Below are 26,237 nucleotides of genomic sequence, written 5' to 3' on the forward strand. Positions count from 1 at the left end.
TTGAGAATGAACCTACACGGAAGGAGCAACACAGATGAAAGTTCAGGATCAACAGCTAGAGAAAGCCATTCCTTTTATACAAGACAGCTACACCGAGTTAGGCAAAAGTCAGGCCCAAATCGAGTCGCGACTTGCAGAAATTACCGAAGCGATCTGGTTCAAAGGTGAGTATGAACACACCCTGGAAGAGCTGGAGCATGGTGCGAAAATGGCTTGGCGCAACAGCAACCGCTGCATTGGTCGCTTGTTCTGGGAGTCGCTTCGTGTACACGATGCTCGTCACGTTGAAACCGAGGAAGAGATGGTGGACGCGCTGTTCAGGCATATCGAGGTGGCGACGAATGGCGGCAAAATTCGCCCCGTCATTACGATTTTCCCGGCTGCACGAGATGGGAAGCCCCGCGTTCAGATTAAGAACGAGCAGCTGATTCGTTATGCAGGCTATGAGACAGACGATGGCATCGTAGGCGATCCTGCTTCATTGGCCTTCACGAAAGAATGCCAGGCCTATGGTTGGCAGGGCGCAGGGACGAATTTCGATGTGCTGCCGCTCTTGATTCAGGTAGGAGAGCGAGCGCCAAGGCTTTTTGAGATTCCGAAAGCGTTGATTTTGGAGGTCGCCATCACGCATCCACAGTTGCCCACCTTCGAGGAGCTGAACTTGCAGTGGTATGCGGTGCCGATGGTTTCGAACATGTACCTCGAAATGGGAGGCGTGATTTATCCCGCAGCTCCCTTTAATGGGTGGTACATGGGAACCGAAATCGGAGCTCGGAACTTTGCCGATGAAGCCAGATACAACATGCTGCCGCGGGTAGCATCGATCATGGGGCTCGACACGCTTCGCGAGTCATCCCTATGGCGTGACAAAGCGCTGGTGGAGCTGAACATAGCGGTGCTGCATTCTTTTCAAGAGCAAGGCGTAGCCATTGTTGATCATCACACTGCGGCGAAGCAGTTTCAGCGGTTTGAAGATAACGAGGAGAAGAGTGGGCGCGACCTCACCGGCGATTGGACATGGCTGATCCCACCGCTCTCTCCAGCGACGACGCATATTTTCCATCAGCATTATTCGAACGAAGTGAAGCTGCCGAATTTCTTTTATCACCGTAGAAAAAGGTGAAATCATAAATGTCTACGCTCGTCTTTCACCAATGGTGAAAAGAGGCCGCTGAAGAACTCTCTGTTTTTCAGAATATCTAAATTCTCTAAACAAAAAGACGACTCATTTCCATTTTTAATGGAAGGAGCCGTCTTTTTCTATTCATACATATACGTCTTTTGCTAGATTTTAATCAGTCAATTTCAATATTCGCTTCAAATTTACTGTGAATATTGCCAGTGCTCCTTGTATGTGGATCCGATGCAGATAGTTCCGGCCGTGTTGCATAACGGGGTAGTACCAGCGTAGTATCAATCCTCACATTCTTTAGAAAGTGACCAAGTTAGATAATAGGATATGAAATCGAAGTTAGTTTTGTCGTTTGCATAGGGTGGGGGGCTATGATAAAATGCAATCATTAGGGAGTGATTGTGATGAAGGAAGAGAGCAACTCACACGACATGTGTGCAACTTCAAGCGAACGAAAGAGCCACCATTCCGACAAAGCAAAAAGTAATCTAATTACCCGACTTAACCGAATCGAGGGGCAAATCCGAGGGGTTAAGGGGCTCATTGAAAAGGATACGTACTGTGACGATGTGTTGAATCAGATTTCATCCATCCAATCTGCGTTAAACGGTGTTAGCAAGCAATTGCTTGAGCATCATATGAAAAGCTGCGTGATCGATCGCATTCAAGAAGGCGACGAAGAAGTGATTACAGAATTATTAACAACGATTAATAAACTCATGAAATGATGGATCTGGAGAGCGATGAGAACTCCGGATTTTTTATCATTTTAAAGTGAAGCTAATCTTACAGAACCCCTTGACTAAATATAGGGTAGGGGGGTATACTAAATTCAATCATATCTAACACAAAAAGGAGAATGAACGATGCAGACTGTAACATTAAAAGTAGCAGGTATGTCTTGTAACCACTGTGTGAATTCAGTTGAAGGAGCTTTGAAAACGTTAGGTGCTGCAGGTAAAGTTGACTTAGCGAGCGGAACGGTGAATGTGGACTTCGATGAAACTAAGCTAACGCTAGATGCCATTAAAGAAGCCATTGAAGAACAAGGGTACGACGTATAAAAAAGAGGTGTAGATGATGGAAACTGCTAATGAAGCAACTGAGACTAAGCAAACATCACTGCAGATTACCGGGATGACATGCGCCGCCTGCGCAAATCGAATAGAAAAAGGTTTAAACAAGCTTGAAGGGATTACGGAAGCCAATGTAAACTTCGCGATGGAACGAGCAACGGTGACTTATGATCCTACTCGAATTGATGTTGCCAAGATGGAACAAAGCATTCAGAAGCTTGGATATGATACAGCTAAGGAAGCTGTTGATTTGCAGCTTGAGGGTATGACTTGCGCGGCATGCGCCATGAGGATTGAGAAGGCATTGAATAAATTGCCTGGTGTAAGCCTGGCCACGGTTAATTTTGCGATGGAAGCCGCCCATGTGGTGTACAATCCAGCTGAAGCTACCGTGTCGGATATGCAGAAGCGGGTGGAGAAGCTCGGCTACAAAGCAGTTCCTAAGCAGGAACAAGGCGATCCGTCCGAACGTCGACAACAAGAGATTACAAAGCAAAAACGTAAGCTTCTGATTTCTGCGATTTTATCACTGCCGTTGCTTTGGTCCATGGTTAGCCACTTTTCGTTTACCTCATGGATTTGGATACCAGAGTTCTTCATGAATCCATGGTTTCAATTCATCCTGGCAACGCCGGTTCAGTTTTACATCGGAAGACAATTCTATGAAGGTGCTTATAAAGCGCTGCGAAATGGCTCTGCAAACATGGATGTACTGGTTTCATTGGGGACTTCGGCTGCTTACTTCTATAGTTTGTATTTGACTATCGATTGGTTTATCGGGGGCGCCAGCATGCATCACGGGCCGTCTTTGTATTATGAAACAAGCGCTGTACTCATTACGCTAGTCATTATGGGGAAATGGTTTGAAGCCCTCGCTAAAGGGCGGACATCGGAGGCGATTAAGTCATTGATGGGACTGCAGGCCAAGACGGCTTTGGTCATCCGCGAAGGTCAAGAACTGAGTATCCCAGTGGACGAAGTTATGGCAGGGGATATCGTATTAGTGCGTCCTGGCGATAAAATACCGGTGGATGGGGAAGTGCTCGAAGGCTTATCCTTTGTGGATGAATCGCTGCTAACTGGCGAAAGTCTTCCTGTAGAAAAGAAGCCAGGCGATGCTGTTATAGGGGCAACCATCAACAAAAACGGGATGCTTCGCATTCAAGCGACGAAGGTAGGAAAAGAAACAGCGCTGGCACAAATTATTAAAGTCGTGGAACAAGCACAAGGCTCAAAAGCTCCGATACAACGGGTAGCCGACGTCATTTCTGGGATTTTTGTCCCCATTGTTGTGGGTATCTCCCTTATCGCTTTCCTAGTCTGGTATTTCGTCGTGACAGCGGGCGATTTTGCAGGGGCTTTGGAGAAAGCCATCGCGATCTTAGTTATTGCCTGCCCTTGTGCGCTGGGTCTTGCGACGCCCACCTCGATTATGGCGGGATCAGGACGTGCAGCCGAACTGGGTATTTTGTTCAAAGGTGGCGAGCATCTAGAGCAAACTCATCAAATAGATACCATCATTTTAGATAAAACAGGGACTGTTACGAATGGGAAGCCGGAGCTTACCGATGTTTACGCAGAAGGAGAAGAAATTGAATTCCTAAGACTTGTAGGCGCCGCGGAGAAACATTCGGAGCATCCACTTGCTGAAGCGATCGTTGCAGGCATTAAAGCCAAAAACATTGAAATGCCGGGGACGGAAGCTTTTGAAGCGATCCCTGGATATGGCATTAGAGCTGTCGTGAATGGTAAAGAGCTATTAATCGGGACTCGACGTCTCATGGAGAGATTTGAAGTTGATGCGAAAGGTGCTTACGACACGATGTCGAAGCTGGAGGAGTCCGGTAAAACAGCCATGCTCGTTGCCATTGATAAAGGGTACGGGGGTATGGTAGCTGTTGCGGATACCATTAAAGAAACTTCACAGGCCGCGGTTAGCCGATTGAAGAAAATGGGTATTGAGGTCATTATGATCACGGGGGATAACGAGCGGACAGCAAAGGCAATCGCGGCTCAAGTGGGGATCAATCAAGTACGTGCCGAAGTTTTACCAGAAGGAAAAGCGGAAGAAGTGAGAAAGCTTCAGGCACAAGGTAAAAAAGTAGCGATGGTCGGCGATGGTATCAACGATGCACCCGCTCTTGCGACGGCTGACATCGGGATGGCCATCGGAACAGGCACGGATGTGGCGATGGAAGCCGCAGATGTGACGCTGATGCGCGGTGACCTATCGAGTATTCCGGATGCGATCTACATGAGTCGTAAAACGATGAGCAACATCAAGCAAAACTTGGTCTGGGCGCTTGGATACAACACGCTAGGTATACCAATTGCTGCGCTAGGCTTATTGGCACCTTGGGTAGCGGGCGCGGCAATGGCCTTAAGCTCGGTCTCCGTTGTTCTTAATGCGCTTAGACTTCAACGTGTTAAGATTCGGCACTAATTTACCTAGATATAGGAGAGAACAACGCGTGGATATCAAAAAAATAGGGCTTATCTCAGCAGTGCTCGCGCTTGGTCTTCTAAGCGCATGCGGCGGTGTAAAAGATACAACAGGAAAGAGTGAGCATGCCAGTCATATGGCAACTTCTATTCCAGCAAGTACAAGTGAACACAGTGGACACGGTGCAGAACAACCAAAGACATCCACCAACCTCAAAGCATCGTTTACGTTCCCATCGACAAGTCTGAAGGCAAATGATAAGTCGGAATTAACGATCGAAATTACTGACAATGTCGGCAAACCAGTCACAGATTTTCAAGTTAATCATGAAAAATTGCTGCATCTTATTATGGTTAATCACAATCTATCGTTCTTTCAACACATTCATCCAGTATACAAAGGAAATGGCAAGTTTACGATCGACACGAGCTTCCCGACAGGCGGGGACTTTAAGCTCATTGCTGATTTTATTCCAAGTGGAGGTACCAGTACAACACTGAGTAATTGGGTGAAGGTTGAAGGGAAAGATGCAGAGCATTCTGCTCTTACCGCAGACGCTAAACTTATGAAAGAAGTTAGCGGCAAAGAGGTCGATCTTGCACTGAGCAGTACGAAGGCTAAAGAAGACGTAACGCTTACCTTTACGATTCGTGATGCTCAGACGAAAAAGGAGATCACGAATCTACAACCTTACCTTGGCGCTGTAGGCCATGTTGTGATCCTTTCAGCCGATGCGGAGCAGTATATTCATGTACATCCGCTTGATGAAAAGGCGACTGGCCCCGTTGCAAGGTTCGCGACCTCTTTTCCAGAAGCGGGTACCTATAAGATTTGGGGGCAGTTTCAACATAACGGAGAAGTGATGACGGTGCCCTTCGTCGTTGATGTGAAGTAAGCCCATCATGGAAAGAAGCCCTTGATTCCTCCAACAGGAGGGACCAAGGGCTTCTTCGTTCTGCTAGTTCCTATTGGCCAGAATCAACGGAATTGAACTTACCGTCGGTCGTCCGTACCGTTGATTTGCGGTTCAGAACGATGTTGCGGAAATAAATGAAAACACTGGGCAGCTGCCCGAGCAGAAATACGGGGTCTTTCCGATAAATGGCATAGATCGAGAGAACTGCACTACCTAGAATGCTATATACCCAAAAAGATAGTGGAATGACGGTTCTCTTCGCTTTCTCGCTGGCCAGCCATTGCGTAATGAATCGCATTGAAAACATGATTTGTCCGATAAATCCGAACACGATCCAACCAATTTGATAGGGCGACAGGTTAACGGAGGAATGCCACCACATGTTATTGTCCCTTTATTTGGTAGTGAATGACTCGTTTGCGCAGCCAACCAATGACGATCGCATCCATAAGTCCGACAAAGGCGCGATTGAATACGCCATATTTGGAGACGCCATGTTGTCTTTCACGATGGGATACCCCGACTTCGATGACCTTAAAGCCGTTAATTTTAGCCAGCGTAGGAAGGAATCGATGCATACCCTCGTATAAGTAATAGCTGTCTGCGACTTCACGTTTCATAAGCTTCATGGGGCACCCCGTGTCATAGATTTGGTCGCCAGTTAACCAATTACGGATTCCGTTACCGATTCGCGAAGAGACTTTCTTGACGAATGTATCTTTTCGGTGGACACGTTTGCCATTCACGAAGTCCATGTTCACGATATAAGGCATAAGTTTGAAAATATCACGAGGATCCGTTTGCAGGTCGGCATCGATCAACGCGACAAGTTCGCCTATGGATTGCTTGAGTCCCGCCGATATCGCGGCAGTTTGGCCGCTGTTCCTTTCGAAGTGAATCACTTTTACCGTAGAATCAGATAACGCCAGCTCATTTAAAAGAATCGCGCTCCGATCTTTACTGCCGTCGTTGACGAGCACGATTTCATAGCTTTCGATCTTGCCGCTGACCGCATTCGTAATTTCTTGGTGAAGCAGCTTAATGTTGTCTTCTTCATTGTAGATTGGTGCTATAATCGAAAGCTTGACCATTCGTCTTCCCCCTATACCATGTGACAAATTTGTTTATTCCTTCAGCAAAATCGGTCAGGGCATTGTATCCGAATAAGAGGTTAGCTTTGGAAATATCAGCGTAGGTTTGATCTACATCCCCAAGTTGATTCGGCGTCCTACGGATGCAGGCTTTTTTACCGAATGCCAATTCTAAATGCTGAACCAATTCGAGGAGTGTTATCGTCCGGTTCGTGCCTAAATTAACGATTTCATACACCAGGTCGTCTTGCTGCTCAACGAATTGAAGGGCACCGATGATGCCTTCGATGACATCACCGACATACGTGTAGTCTCGTCTTGTGGAGCCGTCTCCGTATAGTGTGAGCTCCTCGTCATGATCAAGAGACTTGGCGAACTTGTGAATGGCAAGATCGGGACGCTGTCGTTCGCCATACACCGTAAAGAAGCGCAGCATCATCGTATTGATCTCATAGAGATAATGGTAGGCGTGAGCGAGCACTTCGGACATTTTCTTCGTGGCGGCATAGGGCGAAATGCTGCGATCGACGCTATCCAGCTCAGAGAAGGGAACCTTCGTTTGATTGCCATAGACGGAAGAAGACGAAGCACACAGTAGGTGACGAACGCCATGCTTGCGCATGGCCTCCAGCACGTTAAGTGTACCCCTCACATTAACCTCTTCATAGAGAAGCGGTTGTTCGATCGAAGGCCGCACGCCTGCCATAGCCGCAAGATGAATAACCGCATCTAGGTGTTCGTGTGCAAATACGACATCTAAGTCTCGTGATTGCCGGATATCCGCAACGACCAATGAAAATTGTTCGCTATTAACAACCTTTTGCAGCTGGAGCAGATCGGACTCTTTGTTGGTATAAGGAAAAGGAAAGGTTCCTGTAGCATCTAAGAGATTTCTAATCTTAATTTTGTAGTCATAGGCATCGTTGAAATTATCCACGCAGACGACGCGATGGCCAAGGCCCAATAGTTTCTCACAAAGATGGGAGCCGATAAACCCTGCTCCTCCGGTTACGCAATAAGTTTTCATGAATCCTCCTAAGGTTAGCTCTAGCCAACCGAGTAATACTGAAATAATTCGCGCACCTGTAAATCCGCAGTGAACATATTTCTTAAATCAAAAAAGGTATTGCCGCGCATACGGCCTGCGATCAGCTGCCAGTTCATTTCTCGAAACTGGTTCCACTCCGTCATCAGTACGATCGCATCGGCGTTCTGGGCGCAATCAGCCTCGCTTTTACAATAGAGGATACGTTCGTTAAAATCGGACCACACGCGCTTGGCTTGCTCCATCCCTTGCGGGCAAAAGACTCGGACTACCGCTTCCTGTTGCAACAATCCGTTAATAATATCGAAGCTTGGCGCATAGCGAATATCATCAGTCTCCGGCTTGAACGAGAGTCCCCATAAAGAGATGATCTTCCCCTTTAATGTGCCGTTAGCGGATAAGCATTCGCTTATTTTGTTGACCATGCTCTTCTTTTGCTTCTCGTTGGCTGCGATGGCAGCACGAATCATGTAGAGATCTTCACCATTTTTTTCAGCGATATCGACCATGGCCTGCGTGTCTTTGGGAAAGCAGCTGCCTCCGTATCCCGGGCCGGCCTGCAGGAAATGAGGGGAGATGCGCTCATCGAGACCCATGCCTGTCGCAATATCTTGGATGCTAGCGCCAACCTTTTCCGATACAAGAGCAAGCTCATTGATAAAGGAGATTTTGACAGCCAGAAATGAGTTGGACGCGTATTTGATCATTTCAGCCGTTTCCAGATTTGTATAAAGAAAGGGGACATGATGCTGAAGATGTACCTGATAGATCGATTGCAAAACCTCCTTAGCCTTGCTGCTCTCTGTGCCGATAATCACTCTAGATGGTGATAACCCATCCTTCACAGCGTTCCCTTGGCGTAAAAACTCTGGGTTGGACACCACATCCACTTTGAAGTCGGCATGTCTCTCTCTAAGCGCAGCGTCGAGATAATTGGCGATACGGCGACTGGTGCCAACGGGCATGGTCGACTTGCAAACGATTATTTTATAACCATTTATATAGGCAGCGATGAGTTGGACGACGTCTCGAACATAGGAAAGATCAGCTCCTCCATCTTCTTTGGCAGGTGTTCCAACAGCAATAAAGATAACGTCACTTTCTTGGATAACCTTTTGTGGACTTGTGGTAAACGTCAGCATCCCATCCCGTATACTGATCTGGAGACGTTCTTCCAAGCCTGTTTCATACATCGGTGAAAATCCATCCTGTAAGCGATTAATCTTATCCACATCTATATCCATGCAAGTGACATGAAATCCATGACTGGAAAGTACTGCGCCGTGAACTAAGCCAACGTATCCTGTACCCATAATTCCAATTTTCATGATAGACTCACCTCCTAGTTGATCACCGGATAAAATTTAATAAACACTTTGTTGTATAATATACTTTTGTAAATAAATTATAGTTACGACCCTTGTTGTTCACAAGCAACAGATTTTTTTGAAGTGTTTAATAGTTTATAGATGCAAACAAACTGTCGACTAACCAGAAGAAAATCTACAAAGCAGCATCCAATTGTCGTATAAGGGTTTTCTAAGAATAAAAAAGCCTTGGTTCCTATGAAGGAATCCAAGGCTTATACGAATACTATGAAAGAGGTCATTTCTTAGGATTATCTTTATGTCTGGAATCACTTTGAGGGAGATGAAGTAATTGTGAAAGTTGTGTAGCCAAATAAACCGGCGTGTAAGGCAAATCATTGCGAAGCCAACAGACAATCGTACCAATGATGGCTGAGGACCCGTACCAGATCGCGATATCTGTTTGAATGTTCAAAGTATGGGAAGCCTCTAATTTGTCCATTCGGGCTGTGATAAAATCAGCCATCAGCTTCATAAGTCGTTCCGTAAATACGGGTATCCGCTTGGCAGCGAGCAGAACCTTGTAAAATTTCGAATTTTCCGCGATATGATCAAGCATTTTGACCAGGATCTGCATGTTAAAACCGGGTGGGTTCGGAATTTCTTTCAAGATAGCATGGATTTCGGAAACCATATCTTCAGCCAACTTATCGATCATATCTGGAATATCCCGATAATGCAGATAGAAGGTAACACGATTAATCGTCGCTCGCTCCGCGATTCGATTCACCGTTATTTTCTCCAGCTCAATCTCCTGAAGTAATTCGATAAAGGCATCTCGAATTAACTGGCGCGTACGCAGTACACGTGGGTCAATACGTTGTGATGATGTTGACATAAGTGATCATTTCCCTCCTCTGAAGCTCACTATGCGACAAATTCTGCAAGTTCTGTTGATTATGTGATAGTTAAACGACATAATTTCTTCTAAATGTAAACTAATAAACAATAACAAAAAAGTTGTTGCTTGTGAACATTAGAATGGATGACTATAATACTATTTACATCAAGTTTATTATACAACACTTTGTCAATTAGTAAGAAGTCTAAATTGAAAGGAATAAGGGAAATGAGTAAAATTGCTGCATTTGATAGTAGTTCCATTAAGAAAGGTCCTTTGTTGTTTGTTATGATTTTGGGAGCGTTCATTGCCGTTCTGAATCAGACGATTATGAGTGTTGCCTTACCGCCACTAATGGCCGAATTCAATATCGCCGCTTCAACTGCCCAATGGCTGACCACGGGTTATATGTTGGTTAACGGTGTCCTAATTCCGATCACAGCGTTCCTGATGCAACGGTTTACGACGCGGGAGCTGTTTCAAGCGTCCATGATTATTTTCCTCATTGGTACCATTGTTTCAGCGGTGGCACCGGGCTTTGAAATGTTGTTGGCAGGCCGTCTGATTCAAGCAGCTGGGGCTGGTATTATCATGCCGCTTCTTATGACTGTTGTTTTTACGATCTACCCGCCAGATAAGCGTGGAGGAGCTATGGGCATGGTTGGGTTGGCTATCATTTTTGCCCCTGCGGTCGGTCCTGCTATCGCTGGTTATATTTTGGAGCATTATTCATGGCGTACAATTTTCTACGGCATCATTCCATTTGTTGTCATCGTTATTGCGGTTGCTTTTATCTATCTGAAAAATGTCTCTGAACGTCAGTATCCCAAAATTGATATGTGGGGTGCCGTTCTATCAACAATCGGATTCGGATTCTTACTTTACGGCTTCAGTAGCGCAGGTAGTAAAGGCTGGTCGAGTGCGGAGGTTATCGTATCTATTATTGTAGGTGTCGTCGCTTTAATATTGTTTACATGGCGTCAACTGATTATTAAAGATCCACTGTTAGATCTTAGAGCATTCAAGTACAACATGTTTACCCTAACAACGTTAATCAACATTGCGGTTACAATGGTCATGTATGCGGATATGATGCTGCTTCCATTGTATTTGCAGAATGCTCGCGGCTATACGGCGTTGGAGTCAGGTATCCTAATGCTCCCTGGAGCGCTGCTGATGGGCTTCATGATGCCAGTGGCTGGTAAGCTGTTCGATAAGTTCGGAGCGAAGTGGTTATCCATTGTCGGTATGGCCATTACCATCGTAACCACACTTGGATTCATCAATTTGACGGATTCTACTAGTTATACGTATTTAGTTCTTATGTCCACAGGACGACGCTTTGGGATGGCGCTCTTCTTAATGCCAATCACGACGGCGGGCCTCAATCAATTGCCTGCAAGACTGAATGCGCATGGTACAGCGATCTCCAATACCATTAAGCAAGTGGCTGGTGGCGTAGGTACGGCACTTCTGATCACGGTTATGACGACGAGAAGTAAATCTCATCTCGTAGAGATGATGACGGCAAGCAAAACGGCGACTGCTACCAAGGAACTTATCAAAGAAGCATCTATTCAAGGAATTAATGATTCTTATCTTGTCATTATTGGTATCGGTGTTGTTGGTTTGCTGCTTTCCTTCTTCATTAAACGTATAGGTCAAGCGGAGGAAGTAGAAGTCGTTGTAAATCGGAAACCTGTTAATGCAACATAGGAATAACAGATAAATGTTACGTAGGAAGAGCTTTTCCTTTAAGTGGGAGAGGCTCTTTTGTGTTAGCTGAGTGAGTAAAACTCTGAATTTTAGGAATTTACTATTTCATTAATTGGTACTGTACGAAATTGTGTACAGCATACTCCTCAAGGGGAGCGCGCTGTGCTTTTTCTTTTTTAGGGCCTATACCCGTGAAAGCCTTCAACAGCTTGAACTCAGGTCTAGAGGGATGTCGAAGATTTGTGTATAATGAGACAAGTTGATGAACGGACCCGACTTTTCTGAGTCTGAAGGTCACAGGCTGCCAAAACGATACAGAAATACGAACACATCAATAAAACCGTAACGATTATTGGCTTGAACGCGGAAAGTAAGCATTTGATGGATCGAGTTGGACCCGTGTAGTACTAGGCCTTTCAATGAGGGGTGAGAGTTACGTTGAAATATCGTCCAAAGGCATTCGATCATGCCGCTAAATTCATGCATGTTGCACTTATAGGTTCATTAGTAAAATGGATATTCTATGGAAGCCTCGTAGGTATCATGACAGGATCTGCTTCCGCACTGTTTCTAGCTAGTCTGGACCTTGTTACAGAGAAACGAATTGTCCATCCGTGGTTACTGTTTCTTTTACCTGTTGGCGGGGCGTTAATGGCTTATGTCTATCTGAAAATCGGCAAAAATTCGGGCAAGGGGAATAACCTGATCCTCGAACAACTGCATGAAGGTCAGGAGACGATTCCTTTTCGTATGGCGCCTTTGGTCCTCATAGGGACCCTCGTAACGCATCTGTTTGGGGGATCAGCAGGTCGTGAGGGTACAGCCGTTCAAATGGGGGGAAGCTTGGCCGAATGGATCGGAAAAGTGTTCCGAGTCGACGAAAATGATCGAAAAATCCTGCTGATGTGCGGCATTAGCAGCGGGTTTGGCTCGGTTTTCGGTACGCCGCTAGCGGGAACCATTTTCGGCTTGGAAGTGGTCGCCATTGGGATGGTGAGATACCAAGCGTTAATCCCATGTTTTATCGCTAGCTTGGTCGCTCATCTCGTTACCACCGCGTGGGGGATACACCATATCCACTATGCCATGGGAGCTGTGCCGACGTTATCCACAGGGGTTGTGCTCAAGGTTGTGTTTGCGTCGATCCTGTTCGGCTTAGCTAGTATTTTGTTTAGTGAACTTACGCATGGGTTGAAAAAGCTGTATACACATATATGCAAGAACCCTGTGTTGAAAGCATTTGTCGGCGGTCTCGTCATCATCGCGCTTGTTGCGATCTTCAGAACGAGAGACTATCTCGGCTTGGGTATCCCCCTGCTGCAGCAGTCCTTCGAAGAACCCGTCGCCCACTTCGCGTTCTTGTGGAAAACGATATTCACCGCGCTCACGCTTGGTGCTGGTTATCTGGGCGGGGAAGTGACCCCTTTATTTGTCATCGGGGCTACCTTGGGCAATTCGCTTGCCGACTTGTTAGGGCTCTCCGCGCCATTCTTAGCAGGACTTGGACTCATCGCGGTATTCAGCGGCGCAACGAACACACCGCTTGCTTGCTTCATTATGGGTATAGAGCTGTTTGGTTCCGAAGGGATTATCTACATGTTCATGGCTTGTATTGTGAGTTATTTGTTTTCTGGCCACTCGGGGATTTACACGTCACAGCGAATAGGGTTATCCAAGTCGAAGGGACATGCTGTACCTGAGGGCGCAACGCTTGCATCCATCAAGGTAAAGAAAAAGGAATGAAAATAACCCGGCAGGCCATGAGGCTTGCCGGGTTATTTCGTATACATAGAAGTGCTACGACCATTTAGTTCTAAACGTTTGCGAAGCTTTCTCCATTATAGGCTTGCCATGGCCGAAGCAGGCAACATTGAAATCCGCTTTCCCTAAGCGGATCAAATCTTGCTTCGCTTGCGAGAAATTCTCGTGGCCTATGCTCCAGCCAAGGCCTATCATATTGGCCGCTGCATCCGCGGCGAACATCACGCCGCCTTGCTTCGGCAGAAGCAAAGCGAGCTGGCCTGCGCTATGAGCTGGGGCGGGGATGGTTTGCAGTCCCCCAGCGAAATCAAGCGTGTCATTCGCCTTCAAATAGCCGTCGATCGGAAACGTCTCGATCGGCGTTTCTTTGATGAATAAACGGAACATCAGTTTATTCAATAGTCCTGGTGTTGCTGTAAGTGGCCGCTGCGGCAGCCCCTTCTCCACGATCGGCGCATCCACTTCGCTGATGTAAATCTTCACATGCGGCACCTCTCGCTTCAGCGCAGCCGTACCACCTACATGGTCAGGATGGCCATGCGTGAGTAGAATGGTCTTTAAGTCCGCCGGCTTATGACCAATGTCTCGGATTCCCTCTAGGATCCGGGGGGCGCTTCCTGGCGTGCCGGTATCAATTAGAATGAGACCGTCCTCCGCTTCGATCACGTAAGCATTAACTGTTCCAAGAAGAAGCAAATATACCCCTTTAACAAGTTGTTGAACGTTCATGTTCATGTCCCCTCTCCGCGAATAGGAACAACTACAAAGAATACAAATTAAATTACACTAATCCCTTATTAATATTTAGTTTGACTAAATATTAATTCAACGTCGTTAAATAAGTTTCCTTTGAAATGTCACGGTGTCAAGCGACTTTATTGCGATTCTTAGCGATGGTATAATGGGTTTACTAAACAGGCATTTTCGGATGCTGCTAATTTATAGGAGTGGTGTCGAGTGAGTACAGCCAATCGAGGAGTGAACATTGGTCCTCCACGTTTCAAAATAGCCGTTCATGCCATTGTCTGGTTAGCTAACAGTGGTTGCCTTCTATCCAGTGCGACGATTGCGAACCAAGTGGACTCGCACGCGACCTTCATGCGCAGAGTGATGCAGTCGCTTGCTGATGCAGGGATCGTGGAATCCAAGGGCGGGCGTGAAGGTGGATACAAGCTGCGGAAGCGGGCCGAAGAGATTACGCTAGGAGATATATATTCTGCCGTTAGCCTTGGATGTACTGAGCCTGAAGGAGGCTCTGACTGTGGTGAAGCAGGTGAATTGTTGGACGCTGAGCTGGAGAAAATTTTGATGGAAGCCGAACAGCGCACGATTGATTACTTAGGACAGTTCACGATTACCCAAGTGATGAATCGCGTCGAATTCTTCACGAAACCGTGTGGTGAATAAGTAAGATGCCCATAGCTGCAATCCCTAGATAAACAAGCGCATGCACTCGAATAGAGCTGCGCTTGTTTATTTGTTTAGCACTCATCAGGAATAGAAGGTGTATGGCATGAATTTGGAGGCACCTGATTTGAACAATCCAGCAAGAATCACACAGTGTAACGCGACGACCTCATGTACCCAAGCGGGCTTGGAGGGGGAGTCAGCTGCAAGGGTTTGAACATCTTGAAGGGCAGTTTGCTGCGCAAAGAGTATGAAATCTTCTCGCAGGTAATACAGATCCTGTTCGAGTTCAATTGGCAACTGACGCAAGGCAGTAAGCCCGTTGCCGATACATGCAAAGGTCTGTAAGGTAGGCGGCAGGCGACAAGAGAGCCATTTGATACACGTTGCAATTTGCCTTTGATTTGGAGCTTTCCGCAAGTGGAACTGTTGATTCAGATCGAGGATACCGTTTGGAATGAAATAGGGGGTTTCACTTGAAGAGGTGAGAATATGGATGCTGCTTTTCCCCACATGAATGACATCGAGATGGCTGGGGATATCCGATGTTGAGATAGCCTTCTTCAGAGCTTCTACCCATTCATCCGTCATTCTATCTGCCTGCTCTAGGGTGTCATTACACAAACTGAACAATTCGTCCGATTCATGGCTAAACTTCCTAATGTACTTATCATTGTGCATGCTAATCCCTCACCCGTAAGTTACATAGTTATGGTCACCGCGGCAGCGGTATTCAGAACTCCAATAATAACGGATGATAGATGGAAGGTCAACCAATTTTTACTATTTTTAAATAAAAAAGTAATCCTAAAAAAGACCCATCCAATGACGGACCGGGTCTGTGTTTAATGTGGTTAGATTACAAATTTATATCCTACGCCCCATACCGTCTTTATATACTTCGGTTCTTTGGGATTAACCTCAATTTTCCTGCGCAAATTCGTAATATGTACATCGATCGCACGCTCATTGATATAGGAATCGAATCCACGTAAAGCACTAATCAGATCTTCACGACGGTAAACCCGTTCTGGATGTTCCACTAATAATCGGATAAGCTCGAACTCAGAGAAGGTCATTTCGATGGATTCGCCTCGCACATGCAGCGTTCTTTTCTCTAAATTAATTTGTAGCTCCATAGCGGGAACGGTGATCCGTTGACGAATCGGAGTAAGCTCAGCATGCTGGTGCTGCTCGGAGGGGAATCCCTTTTTGAAACGGCGTAATAAAACTTGAATGCGGGCCTTCATCTCATGCATGCTGAATGGTTTGCATAAATAATCATCGGCTCCAACGGTAAAGGCTTCGATTTTCTCGCTGACCTTGGAATTTGATGAGATGATAATAATAGGAACGGGTGTTAACCCACGCAAGGAATTACATAGCTCTGTACCTTCGAAGTCGGGAAGAATAAGATCAAGTAATATGAGATCTGGCTGGAAATTGTTCAGGGCCGTTAGACCCTCCTTACCATTGTGGCACCTGAGGACAAAGAACCCCTCCTCCTTCAGATACATGCAGATCATCTCACCGATAATATCATCGTCCTCAATTAATAGAACTCTGTCCATTAGAAGTCCCCCCTAACGCATAGTTTTCTAATTTGAAATTCGTAAAAGTGAAGAGATGAGTGGTGTTGCTAATATTTAGCTAATAATTCTATTATACGCTGTCGAATTTTAAGAGTAAACCGTTTTCATAAAGGAAATCTAAAAAAATGTTAGCAAAATATTAGCGAAAAATAGCGATGAAATTCATAGGATTTAAGTAAGTAACCTAATAAGTGGAAAGTAAAATGAGATTATAAGTAAGAATGGCTTGTAGAGGTGGCGGGAAAATGAGTCTAACGGGCAGGTATGAGGTACTATTGGTGAGTGTATCCGAGCATTCGCAGGAGGTCATTACGACTATATTAAAGCAGGATGCAAAGCTTAATCTGACAGGAATTGCAGCGGATGGTAATACGGCATTGACTTGTATGTTACGTGATAAGCCAGATCTGGTTCTTATTGATATGGCCTTACCTGAATTGTTAGGACTTACGGCACTAAGGCTCATCATGGACCATAGTCCTATTCCGGTGATTGTGCTTAGCACGCACACATCAGAGGGCTCGGTTCAAACGATCCAGGCGATGCGTTTAGGGGCCGTGGATTATTTCCATAAAGAAATGCTAGTTACCAATTTGGAGGGCGAGGGAGTTATCACCTATTTTCTACATCGCTGTAAATTGGCTATTCAAAATGGGGTTAAAGGTGTGTATCCCGCAGCAATCCATTCGGACAAAAAATCGGATAGCGGGCAGATTGGCACGCCGTTCAATGGAACCTTACTCCAGCGACGAATGGATATGGAGTTTCACTTACGTAAGGCGATCTTTAAGCAAGAATTTAAGCTTGTCTATCAGCCTGTTGTGGATATCGATACGAATCGTGTTGTTGGTGTGGAGTGTCTCCTTCGTTGGGATAATCCCTATTTCGGACATGTATCCCCCTCTGAATTTATTGCGATCGCTGAAGAAAGTGGACTCATTCACGAGATCGGGGAATGGGTGCTGCGAGAAGCTTGCCTACAGAACCAGAAATGGCAGTTGGCAGGTCTCCCCCCTATGTTCGTGGCCGTGAATTTATCTAGGAAACAGTTCAATGATTACCGGCTCAGTAGGACAATTGCGGAGATTCTGGAGGAAACCGGTTTGGATCCAAAGTATCTGGAACTCGAAATTACGGAGAGCTTAAGTGTCGATGCCAGACTTGCCTCAGATACGTTAGGGGAGCTTAAGAAGCTAGGCCTTCGCATTGCCATGGATGATTTTGGAACGGGGTATAGTTCCCTCGGTTACCTTCGTGATTTCCCTATTGATAAAATGAAAATTGACAAATCTTTCATTAAAGACTTACAGCATGGGCAAGTGAACGCGGTCATCGTGAGTTCCATGATTACAATGGCGAAGCATTTGAATCTCCTCGTGGTTGCGGAAGGCGTTGAATCTGAAGAAGAGCTGCAAGTGCTGCGCGAGTATGGCTGCCGCTTTGTACAGGGGTACTATTTTAGCAAGCCGGTTGAAGTGGGGCACATTGAAGAAATGCTCTTTCAACTTACTTAAATAAAAAACTTCTATTGAGGCAATTCATAGATGGGGACCCCGAGAGAGGTAAGTTTTATCGCCAATCATAAAGCAGCTTTCGGCAACCGAAATTTATACTTTCTGATGTGGAAAAATGGTAGAATGATGAAGTGTGAAAATTGGAATCTTTTACAAGAGTCGGAAACGGGTTGGTGATTGCTCTGTTACGTGATTTGTTCATAAATTTTGCGTTAATAACCGTCTATGTCGTATTTGTTGAACATTTCTTTCTCGTCATGAAGCTTGATCAGAGGCCTAGCTGGTTAAATAAAGTCTATATCGGATTGGCACATGGGGCACTTGTGGTCGTGCTGCTGAATGTCAGTGTTCAAATTGATCCGCAGGTAAGTCTAAATTTCCGTGGTGTAGGATTGTTGCTTTCCGTCTATATGGGAGGTTTCGTTTCCTTATTCATTACCTTTGTCTGTTTATGGGTAGGCAGGTTCGTAATGGATGGCACAATCTCACTGCCGACACTGCTAATTGGTCTAGCAGCGATCACCGGAACGGGCATCATCTATGCAAAAGCACGATCCTATTGGCTGAAATGGCTGGGTGGGGCTGTGTTCTTCTTTGTTTTTTATTATGCAATGATCTGGATGGTATATGGGACATCACTCGACATCATTTGGAAATACATTAGTTACCAGTTGATATGCGCCGTTGTAATAGCTAGTTTCATGCGTTATTTGGTTCGAAATCGAGAATATAAGCAGCAGATTCGGCAAGTGGAAGAAGAGCTGATCGATATGCTGCGCTTTCAGCCAGGATTTACGTTTAAGCTTCATAAACATCGCGATGAATACGTTTACATTGTTATTGAAGGACAACTCCTGCAGATGCTTGGCTTACACTCTAGTCAATTTATTGGCAAAAAAATAAGCGAAGTGAATGAGTATAATGAATCCTTTCGGGCTCGAATCCAGCAAAACTGCGAGAAGGCTTGGCAGGGAGAACGCGTCAATTACGAATATGACCGTAATGGTTTTACGATCCTAGTAAGTCTACAACCCATCTATAGATACGGTGTTGTGACAGAATTAATTGGCTCTGCTTGTGATGTTACGGAGCACCGAGCAGCGGTGAATATAGCAAGGGCTAGGGATGAACAGTATCGGACTTTAGTAGAAAATTCGGAAGACTTCATTTTCCGCTTTCGACTGGATGGTACGATTACCTCATCTAACAGTAAGATGTATATTACGTACCAGAAGGATGCCGACCAAGTGAAAGGAAAGCTATTAACGGAACTGGTCGAGATGGACGATCCTGAAACGTGGGAGATGAGATTTGAACAAACGATCACGGAGCGTAAAACGCAGCAGTTCGGTATCCACCTTATGCATCCGGACGGATCGGAGCATGCATATAACGTCACGCTATCCCCTCTATTTACAGAAGGGGAAAAGGAGATCGATGGCGTAACAGGGACGGTTCACGATATCACGGATCTGAAGAAGCGGGAAGAAGCCGATCAATCTAATCAAGCCAAGAGTCAGTTTTTAGCAAGGATGAGTCATGAAATCCGAACCCCGTTGAACGGGATCATCGGTCTGTCGCTGCTCTTACAACGAACGGAGTTAACGACGATGCAACAGGATTATTTGAGCAAAATTGACTCATCCTCTAATGTTCTGCTCGCCACAATCAACGATATTCTGGATTTCTCGAAGCTTGAAGCGGGTAAAATGACGCTAGAGACGGTGGACTTCTCCTTAGAGGCCTCTCTCCAAAAGGTAGCTGACCTAGCGAGTGTATCGCTAGGGAAGAGTCGAATCGAGATCATGCTCGACACATCGGAAGACCTACCCGATCTGGTTAATGGCGATCCGTTTCGTTTGGAGCAGGTGCTCATTAATCTAACGAATAATGCGATTAAGTTTACCAAGATGGGCTATCTGAGGTTGAGTGTTATTCTTGAGGAAACGATGGATGAGGGTTATTTACTCTCGTTTGCTATTGAGGATTCCGGTATCGGCATCTCCAAGGAACAGCTTTCCAAGCTCTTTGTACCGTTCTCACAAGCAGACACGTCGATGAGTCGGCGATACGGTGGGACAGGATTAGGGCTTGTTATCTGTCAGCATTTGGTACAGTCAATGGGTGGCGTCTTACAGGTGGATACGACGCTGGGGCAAGGAAGCCGATTCTATTTCAGCTTAATGTTAGGAAAAGCTCGTGTCGAAGAGGAAGCTGCGCTTAACTTGTTGAAAGAGGATCCTACTTCCTTCCAACATCAGCGAATTCGGATAGTGGAGGATCATCCGCTTGTTGCTGAGCATTTAGCTGAAATGCTAGGAATGATGCGCCTACAGACTGATAGGGTAGCGACAGCGTCGGAATTAGTAACCGCATTGGAACAGGATGCTCGGAAAGGCGTATCGGTTGACTATGTACTTCTCGATATGCAAATGGAAGATCTCCAGAATTTGGACGGAATAGAGCGTGTGATGGCGCCTAGCGACCGCGCACGCACGAAGATCATCGCCTATACGACGCTGGACGGCAGAGAACAGGTGTCGGAGCTGCCGGAGGCGTTACAGGCTGATGCGGTGCTCGTGAAGCCAGTGAGAAGAGGGATGCTGAAGATGGCTATTGAAGGGTTAGTTCAGCAAGAGACAAGATCCGTGGTAACGGAGCCAAGTCTTATGACACGGACGGCGGAGAAGCAGGTAGTCGCGTCCAAAGGGAACATTCTCGTGGTTGAGGATAATGAGATTAATCAACTCGTCATCTCAGAGCTATTGAAGCAATTAGGCTATAACGCGGTGATTGCACAGAATGGCCTTGATGCCATTGAAGTGGCGGACAGTCAAGAATGGAAGCTGATTCTCATGGATATTCATATGCCAGAGATGGATGGCTATGAAGCGGCACAGAAGTTGAGACAGCGTAAGAACTTGAATCTCGTGCCTATCGTAGCGCTTACTGCGAATATGCTTATGCAGGATCGGATGCAGCTTCTGAAGCTGGGTATGAATGATCTGCTCATTAAGCCCATTACGGAGGGACAACTAACAGATATGTTGGCGAAATGGCATCAGCTGAACTGGCTAAGCCATTTCCGTGGTGTAGGTACAGAGCAATTGATGCGAAACATCGATCATAAGCTTCATATTTTCCAATATATGATGGAGAAGTTTAGGCAAGATTACAGCAGCTTCTATGACCAACTCACACCGTTTATTACCAGTGGGGAACTGGTCACCGTTAAAAGGAAGATCCATACGCTGAAAGGGATTGCTGTGAATTTCTACGCAGAAGCGTTAGTGTCTGAAGTGCTCGCTATGGAGAAAGAGCTGGAGCAGGGCATCGATCAACAGGTGGTCTTTATGATCTTGAAGCGTATACAGCTTGAGATCGATGCGATCCTTGGAAAGATCAGCGACGCTGTGGCGATGGTAAGTGAGGGTCTTTGAGATAGTAAGAAACGGAGAGGGCTTGAGTGGCCCATGATGTAGGAACGACGGACAATTAGGCCTGATCACGTTGCTGCCGAAAGAGTCGGTAGTAAGTAGATTAGGCCTATATGTTTTGATAGCGATATATCCCTAGTTAACTAAGTGTTACCAGCAAAATATGTGAGTCCGTAAGATAGCCAGACGAAATGATACGCGCTGCAGACCGATATCGGTAAATAACGCGTCCAAAAAACATAGAACGAGCAGCAAGACCAGTGTTTTGCTCCTAAATAAGAATCGAAAAACAAGCATACGGTTCCTCGCTTTCCGCGGCTAAATTCGGATACGTTCCATAAACGGATAGCAAAGGGACGTATCTTTCTTTGTTAGTGATACATAATGTATCATTTTAGGTCGGGGATGTCCAGATTTATCCGAATGATAGTCCACATCATCCAGCTGATCGCCAAAAGACAAAAAAAACCCCCTGCGATCCTTGCGAATCGAGGGGGATTGCTGTATAGGCCCGGTGGGGGTCGAACCCACAACCTACCGGTTAAGAGCCGGTTGCTCTGCCATTGAGCTACGGACCTGAGTAAAAGTAATTCTAGCATGTAACGTTAGAATTGGTCAATCATTTTCCTAATGCTATCTGAACAAAGAGGTTGAGGGGAAGAGAAGAGCCCCTTTCATTCGCTAAGCGACTAGAGGGGCTCTCGATCTTTCATGACTTAGAATACTTTCGTCGTCCAGGACTCACAGTTCCAAGTTTCCGTCACAACATCGCGATAGAAATCAGGTTCGTGGGAGATTAGGATGATGCTGCCTTTGTAAGCACGAAGTGCGCGCTTGAGCTCTTCCTTCGCGTCAACGTCCAAATGGTTCGTCGGCTCATCGAGTACGAGCAGGTTGGTTTCGCGGTTGATCAGCTTGCATAAGCGGACCTTCGCTTTTTCGCCACCGCTGAGCACGACGATTTTACTCTCGATATGCTTGGTCGTTAGTCCACAGCGGGCAAGCGCCGCGCGAACCTCGAATTGGTTCAACGAAGGGAACTCGTTCCAAACCTCATCGATACACGTATTGTTATTGGATTCCTTAATTTCCTGTTGGAAGTAGCCGACTTGCTGGTTTTCGCCTTTATGCACGGAACCTGACAATGCAGGGATTTCGCCTAAAATGCTGCGCAGCAACGTCGTTTTACCGATACCGTTCGCACCGACGAGTGCGATCTTCTGCCCGCGTTCCATGCGCAGATTAAGCGGACGAGATAACGGCTCGTCGTAACCGATGACCAGGTCCGTAGCTTCGAAAATGAGCTTACCTGACGTACGCCCTTCCTTGAAGTTGAACTGTGGCTTCGGCTTTTCTTTGGCAAGCTCGATAACATCCATCTTGTCGAGCTTCTTCTGTCTGGACATCGCCATATTCCGTGTCGCGACGCTGGCTTTATTACGCTGAACGAAATCCTTCAAATCAGCAATTTCTTGCTGTTGACGTTTGTACGCGGACTCCAGCTGTGACTTTCTCATTTCATGCACTTCTTGGAAATGCGTGTAGTCGCCAACATAGCGGTTCAAGGCTTGATTTTCCATGTGGTAAATCAAGTTGATAACGCTGTTCAAGAACGGAATGTCATGGGAAATGAGGATGAAGGCATTCTCATATTCGTTCAGATAGCGCTTCAACCATTCGATGTGCTGTTCGTCCAAATAGTTCGTCGGCTCATCGAGGAGCAGAATGTCTGGCTTCTCAAGCAGAAGCTTCGCAAGCAAAACCTTCGTCCGCTGCCCGCCGCTCAAATCGTTCACGTCTTTATCTAAGCCGATATCAGTCAGACCCAGACCGCGGGCCGTTTCTTCGATTTTGGCATCGATCATGTAGAAATCCTGATTCGTTAACGTATCTTGAATCGTTCCTACATCTTCGAGCAAGCGTTCCAGCTCTTCAGGCGAGACGTCGCCCATGCGGCCATACATATCGTTCATTTCTTGTTCCATATCGAATAGATATTGAAAGGCACCCTTCAGTACGTCGCGCATCGTCATGCCTTTGCTCAGCACAGCGTGTTGATCGAGGTAGCCAACGCGCATGCGCTTGGACCATTCCACTTTGCCGTCGTCCGGTTGCAGTTTCCCAGTAATGATGTTCATGAAGGTGGATTTCCCTTCACCGTTTGCGCCAATAAGTCCGATGTGCTCGCCCTTCAACAGGCGGAAGGAGACATCGTTGAAGATCGCGCGATCTCCAAAGCCGTGACTAAGTCGTTCTACATTTAATATGCTCATGAATGACACCTTTTCTATTGAACTTTTTTTCTTCTTACATTTTATTATAAACGATAGGTTGCAAACAACTCCCCAGATGTGGAAAAAAGGGGTTTATTCCGTATCCATCAGGATATGCCCATAGCCTGGCACCATTTCGACGAAGCCTGCCATATGGCGCAGGTTGGCGGTGATCGGTTTATTTTGACCCATCATGATGACATTCTGTAGATCGCGGCGTCCCTCAGACGGAAGTTTATATGCTTTGACGTACGAGAATACCTCGCTAAGTGTCGTGTGAATGGCTGCGAGGAGCGGGTCATGCTCACCTTTCCCCATCAGGTTCAGGAGGATCGCGCCTTCGGCGTCGAGTTTTTCTTGCACCATTTGAAAAAAGGTTAATGTCGTTAATGGCTTAGGCGTGCCTTTTTCGGTAAAAGCATCGATAAGGATATAGTCGTAGGTGCTTACTGCCTGGTTGTTCAGAAGCTCCCGCCCGTCGCCGATAAACACATTATCTTGGCTATAACCGAAGAACCGTCTGCTAAGCGCTACGACATGCTCGTCCAGTTCCGCAACGGTGAAGCGTTTCTCCTTCAGATGGGAGGCGATGGTGCCGATGCCGTGTCCGATCAGGAAAACGCGCTGGAAGCTGACGTTATTAGCTTGCATGAGATGGATCATCGCGCGCGGGTATTCGAAAAGAACTCGATCTGGCTGCTGAAGATCCATGGCACCCTGCATGGCGTGATTAGAGAATTCTAGGACGCGAAAGCTTCCTTTTTCACCGAGAAAGATATTCGTGTCGTAAATAGAAATGTCATGATGAGCGGTTTGTTCCTTGTATAGCACGTTCACCGGTCGCAAACTCCTTCAATGGTAAGGTATGTGGACAGTATACCATAGCCTAGCAAACTACATCCCTAGACCGAGATGAGGTTAAAGCTCGCGCCTGATGAGTGAAAGGTCCTGTAGCTTTATGATAAAAGAGTCAAATAAACGCGTGATTTACAGGCTGGTGAAGCCAATATGGATAGAAGAAAATAGGAGGTACTTATGACAGAGCAAGGAAGTAATGTAGCGCTAGAGGGCGTGACGAGGCAAGGGCATCCTGCGAAGCTGGACAGTGAAGCCAAGCAGGGAAGTAATAAAAAGCTAGTTCTGATTGGCTTGATGCTGGGGCTCATCTTCTCGGAGCTAGATCAAACGGTCGTTTCAACTGCGCTACCGACGATTATCCGCGAACTGCATGGGTTATCGCTGTATGGCTGGGTGGCAGGCATTTATATGCTGTCGATTACGATGTTTATGCCGATTTTTGGGAAGCTGGCGGACATTTACGGACGTAAGAAAATTTATTTGAGCTGTGTTGTGTTGTTTTTGGCGGGGTCCATCATTTGCGGGATGGCGGATTCGATGACCGTGCTGCTGATAGGTAGAGGGGTTCAGGGGATTGGGGCTGGTGGCTTGATGCCGCTTGCGATGATCATTATCGGAGACACGTTCCCGCTGGAGCAGCGTGCGAAGCTGCAAAGCTTCATTGGACCGCTGCTTATTCTGCCACAGCTGCTAGGTCCAACGGTAGGCGGCTACTTCGTTAGCCACGTGAACTGGCATTGGATTTTTCTGATCAACATTCCGATTGGTATTTTCTCCGCCATTATTGTGTTTAAAGGCTTGCGCGAATCGGTTCAAACCGAGAAGAAATCCATCGACTGGGCAGGCGCTTGCACGTTGGTACTCGCCATGTTCTCTCTGCTGCTGGCACCTGTTCTCATCGATGTCAAAGGCTACACGTGGACATCACCGGCGATTCTCGGCTTGTTAGCTCTGTTCGTGGCGTTTACAGCACTATTCATCCGCATTGAAATGAAAGCGGCGGAGCCCATTATTCCATTGGTGCTTTTCAAAAATCGTTCCGTCGTCGTGCTCTCCATTATCGTGTTCCTCACGATGCTTGGCGTTATGGGCGGTATGTCTGGGTTTCCGTTCTTTGCTCAAAATGTCATGGGCATGACACCGACGGCGTCTGGTTACTTGTCGCTTGCCTTCATGGCTGGAGCCATTCCGGCTAGTATTCTTTGTGGCAATTTGATCACGAAAGTGGCTTACAAAAACCTGTTCATCCTTTCGTTTATTTTCCCGATAGCGAGTTATATTTTGCTTTCGCGGATTCATGTGGACACAACGGTCATGTACATTATTGTAGGATTCTTTATTTTGGGATTAGGGATTGGCGTTCTGTTCGGCTCCGATAATCTCATTGTGCAAGAGTCCGTGGCGAAAGAACATAGCGGCGTGGGCGTAGCGACCGTGCAATTGTTCCAGGCGATCGGTACGACGCTAGGGTTTAGTATTTTCGGCAGCCTGCTGTCGCGGAACATTACGACTGGCCTGGCAGGTATGTCGGATCGGTTCCCGGCGGGCACAGCGGAAACGATCCTGAACGGCGGCATCCCGCAAGGGCTGTCAGCGGATCTGCTGCTGCGGATCAAAACTGTATTTGCTGAAAGCTTTCAGCATATGTTCGTGATCGGCATCGGGTTTGCCATTGTGGCGTTCATCGCGTGCTTCTTCATGAAGCGGGAGGTGCTGTCGAGCCAGGAGGAAGCGGCTTCGGCGGCGGGGCCGGGGGCTAGTGCTTGAT

21 protein-coding genes and 1 tRNA gene are annotated in these 26,237 nt (G+C 46.5%); 11 read left to right on the top strand and 11 right to left on the bottom strand.

The genetic code is table 11. From position 1 onward, the window contains the following. The first annotated feature begins 34 nt into the window (after positions 1-34). The 5 genes from AC58P7_RS15185 (at position 35) to AC58P7_RS15205 (ending at position 5,546) form a co-directional block, all read left to right on the top strand. Positions 35-1,123 carry a nitric oxide synthase oxygenase gene (locus AC58P7_RS15185; protein WP_497344172.1) on the top strand — a complete coding sequence of 363 codons (1,089 nt, stop codon included), beginning with the start codon at positions 35-37 and terminating at the stop codon, positions 1,121-1,123. Between the two features lie 413 nt (positions 1,124-1,536). Further along, on the top strand, positions 1,537-1,860 hold the full coding sequence (locus AC58P7_RS15190; RefSeq protein ID WP_497344174.1) for a metal-sensitive transcriptional regulator: 324 nt from the start codon (positions 1,537-1,539) through the stop codon (positions 1,858-1,860). Between the two features lie 138 nt (positions 1,861-1,998). Then, positions 1,999-2,196 carry a copper ion binding protein gene (locus AC58P7_RS15195; RefSeq protein ID WP_497344176.1) on the top strand — a complete coding sequence of 66 codons (198 nt, stop codon included), beginning with the start codon at positions 1,999-2,001 and terminating at the stop codon, positions 2,194-2,196. A 16-nt stretch (positions 2,197-2,212) separates the two neighbouring features. Next, entirely contained in the window at positions 2,213-4,651 is a 2,439-nt protein-coding gene (locus AC58P7_RS15200) for a heavy metal translocating P-type ATPase (RefSeq protein ID WP_497344178.1), read from the top strand. Between the two features lie 28 nt (positions 4,652-4,679). Further along, entirely contained in the window at positions 4,680-5,546 is an 867-nt protein-coding gene (locus tag AC58P7_RS15205) for a DUF8832 domain-containing protein (protein WP_497344180.1), read from the top strand. Between the two features lie 70 nt (positions 5,547-5,616). On the opposite strand, the gene AC58P7_RS15210 is transcribed toward AC58P7_RS15205, so the two are convergent. The 5 genes from AC58P7_RS15210 to AC58P7_RS15230 form a co-directional block, all read right to left on the bottom strand. After that, on the bottom strand, positions 5,617-5,949 hold the full coding sequence (locus AC58P7_RS15210; protein WP_497344181.1) for a lipid-A-disaccharide synthase N-terminal domain-containing protein: 333 nt from the start codon (positions 5,947-5,949) through the stop codon (positions 5,617-5,619). 1 nt (position 5,950) lies between these two features. After that, positions 5,951-6,658 (bottom strand): glycosyltransferase family 2 protein, encoded by a 708-nt coding sequence (locus AC58P7_RS15215; RefSeq protein WP_497344183.1) that lies wholly within the window; start codon positions 6,656-6,658, stop codon positions 5,951-5,953. Next, the gene (locus AC58P7_RS15220; protein WP_497344185.1) at positions 6,621-7,685 is read right to left on the bottom strand and encodes an NAD-dependent epimerase/dehydratase family protein; all 1,065 of its coding nucleotides are present in this window, start codon (positions 7,683-7,685) and stop codon (positions 6,621-6,623) included. Before AC58P7_RS15220 ends, AC58P7_RS15215 begins: the two co-directional genes overlap by 38 nt. Before the next feature lie 20 nt (positions 7,686-7,705). Continuing rightward, positions 7,706-9,031, bottom strand: a complete 1,326-nt coding sequence (locus AC58P7_RS15225; protein ID WP_497344187.1) for a UDP-glucose dehydrogenase family protein — start codon at positions 9,029-9,031, stop codon at positions 7,706-7,708. A 277-nt stretch (positions 9,032-9,308) separates the two neighbouring features. After that, on the bottom strand, positions 9,309-9,908 hold the full coding sequence (locus AC58P7_RS15230) for a TetR/AcrR family transcriptional regulator (protein ID WP_497344189.1): 600 nt from the start codon (positions 9,906-9,908) through the stop codon (positions 9,309-9,311). A 231-nt stretch (positions 9,909-10,139) separates the two neighbouring features. Between AC58P7_RS15230 and AC58P7_RS15235 the strand changes: the two genes are divergently transcribed. Together AC58P7_RS15235 and AC58P7_RS15240 are read left to right on the top strand one after the other, a co-directional pair. Beyond that, on the top strand, positions 10,140-11,627 hold the full coding sequence (locus tag AC58P7_RS15235; protein WP_497344190.1) for a DHA2 family efflux MFS transporter permease subunit: 1,488 nt from the start codon (positions 10,140-10,142) through the stop codon (positions 11,625-11,627). 480 nt (positions 11,628-12,107) lie between these two features. After that, on the top strand, positions 12,108-13,370 hold the full coding sequence (locus tag AC58P7_RS15240) for a voltage-gated chloride channel family protein (RefSeq protein WP_497344445.1): 1,263 nt from the start codon (positions 12,108-12,110) through the stop codon (positions 13,368-13,370). Positions 13,371-13,424: 54 nt separating this feature from the next. Here AC58P7_RS15240 and AC58P7_RS15245 read toward each other — a convergent pair whose 3' ends face one another. Next, a complete protein-coding gene (locus AC58P7_RS15245; RefSeq protein ID WP_497344192.1) occupies positions 13,425-14,117 on the bottom strand; it encodes an MBL fold metallo-hydrolase in 693 nt (230 codons plus the stop codon). 228 nt (positions 14,118-14,345) lie between these two features. Here AC58P7_RS15245 and AC58P7_RS15250 point away from each other — a divergent pair, with 228 nt between their 5' ends. Further along, positions 14,346-14,795: an RrF2 family transcriptional regulator gene (locus AC58P7_RS15250; protein ID WP_497344194.1), complete on the top strand. Its 450-nt coding sequence runs from the start codon at positions 14,346-14,348 to the stop codon at positions 14,793-14,795. A gap of 84 nt (positions 14,796-14,879) precedes the next feature. Here the strand turns inward: AC58P7_RS15250 and AC58P7_RS15255 are convergent, their stop codons facing one another. After that, positions 14,880-15,476, bottom strand: coding sequence for a hypothetical protein (locus tag AC58P7_RS15255; RefSeq protein ID WP_497344196.1), 597 nt, complete (start codon positions 15,474-15,476; stop codon positions 14,880-14,882). Between the two features lie 173 nt (positions 15,477-15,649). Further along, the gene (locus tag AC58P7_RS15260; protein ID WP_497344197.1) at positions 15,650-16,366 is read right to left on the bottom strand and encodes a response regulator transcription factor; all 717 of its coding nucleotides are present in this window, start codon (positions 16,364-16,366) and stop codon (positions 15,650-15,652) included. Positions 16,367-16,632: 266 nt separating this feature from the next. Here AC58P7_RS15260 and AC58P7_RS15265 point away from each other — a divergent pair, with 266 nt between their 5' ends. Then, positions 16,633-17,901: an EAL domain-containing protein gene (locus tag AC58P7_RS15265; RefSeq protein ID WP_497344199.1), complete on the top strand. Its 1,269-nt coding sequence runs from the start codon at positions 16,633-16,635 to the stop codon at positions 17,899-17,901. Positions 17,902-18,095: 194 nt separating this feature from the next. Beyond that, positions 18,096-21,341 (top strand): response regulator, encoded by a 3,246-nt coding sequence (locus AC58P7_RS15270; protein ID WP_497344201.1) that lies wholly within the window; start codon positions 18,096-18,098, stop codon positions 21,339-21,341. A 503-nt stretch (positions 21,342-21,844) separates the two neighbouring features. Here AC58P7_RS15270 and AC58P7_RS15275 read toward each other — a convergent pair. The 3 genes from AC58P7_RS15275 to AC58P7_RS15285 form a co-directional block, all read right to left on the bottom strand. After that, a tRNA-Lys gene (locus AC58P7_RS15275) sits at positions 21,845-21,916 on the bottom strand. Between the two features lie 138 nt (positions 21,917-22,054). After that, positions 22,055-23,611, bottom strand: coding sequence for an ABC-F family ATP-binding cassette domain-containing protein (locus AC58P7_RS15280; RefSeq protein WP_497344203.1), 1,557 nt, complete (start codon positions 23,609-23,611; stop codon positions 22,055-22,057). A 93-nt stretch (positions 23,612-23,704) separates the two neighbouring features. Next, positions 23,705-24,448, bottom strand: coding sequence for a spermidine synthase (locus tag AC58P7_RS15285; protein WP_497344205.1), 744 nt, complete (start codon positions 24,446-24,448; stop codon positions 23,705-23,707). 198 nt (positions 24,449-24,646) lie between these two features. Between AC58P7_RS15285 and AC58P7_RS15290 the strand changes: the two genes are divergently transcribed. After that, positions 24,647-26,236 (top strand): MDR family MFS transporter, encoded by a 1,590-nt coding sequence (locus tag AC58P7_RS15290; RefSeq protein WP_497344207.1) that lies wholly within the window; start codon positions 24,647-24,649, stop codon positions 26,234-26,236. The last annotated feature ends 1 nt before the right edge of the window (position 26,237 follow it).

It is taken from the genome of Paenibacillus sp. J22FR5 (assembly GCF_059691975.1).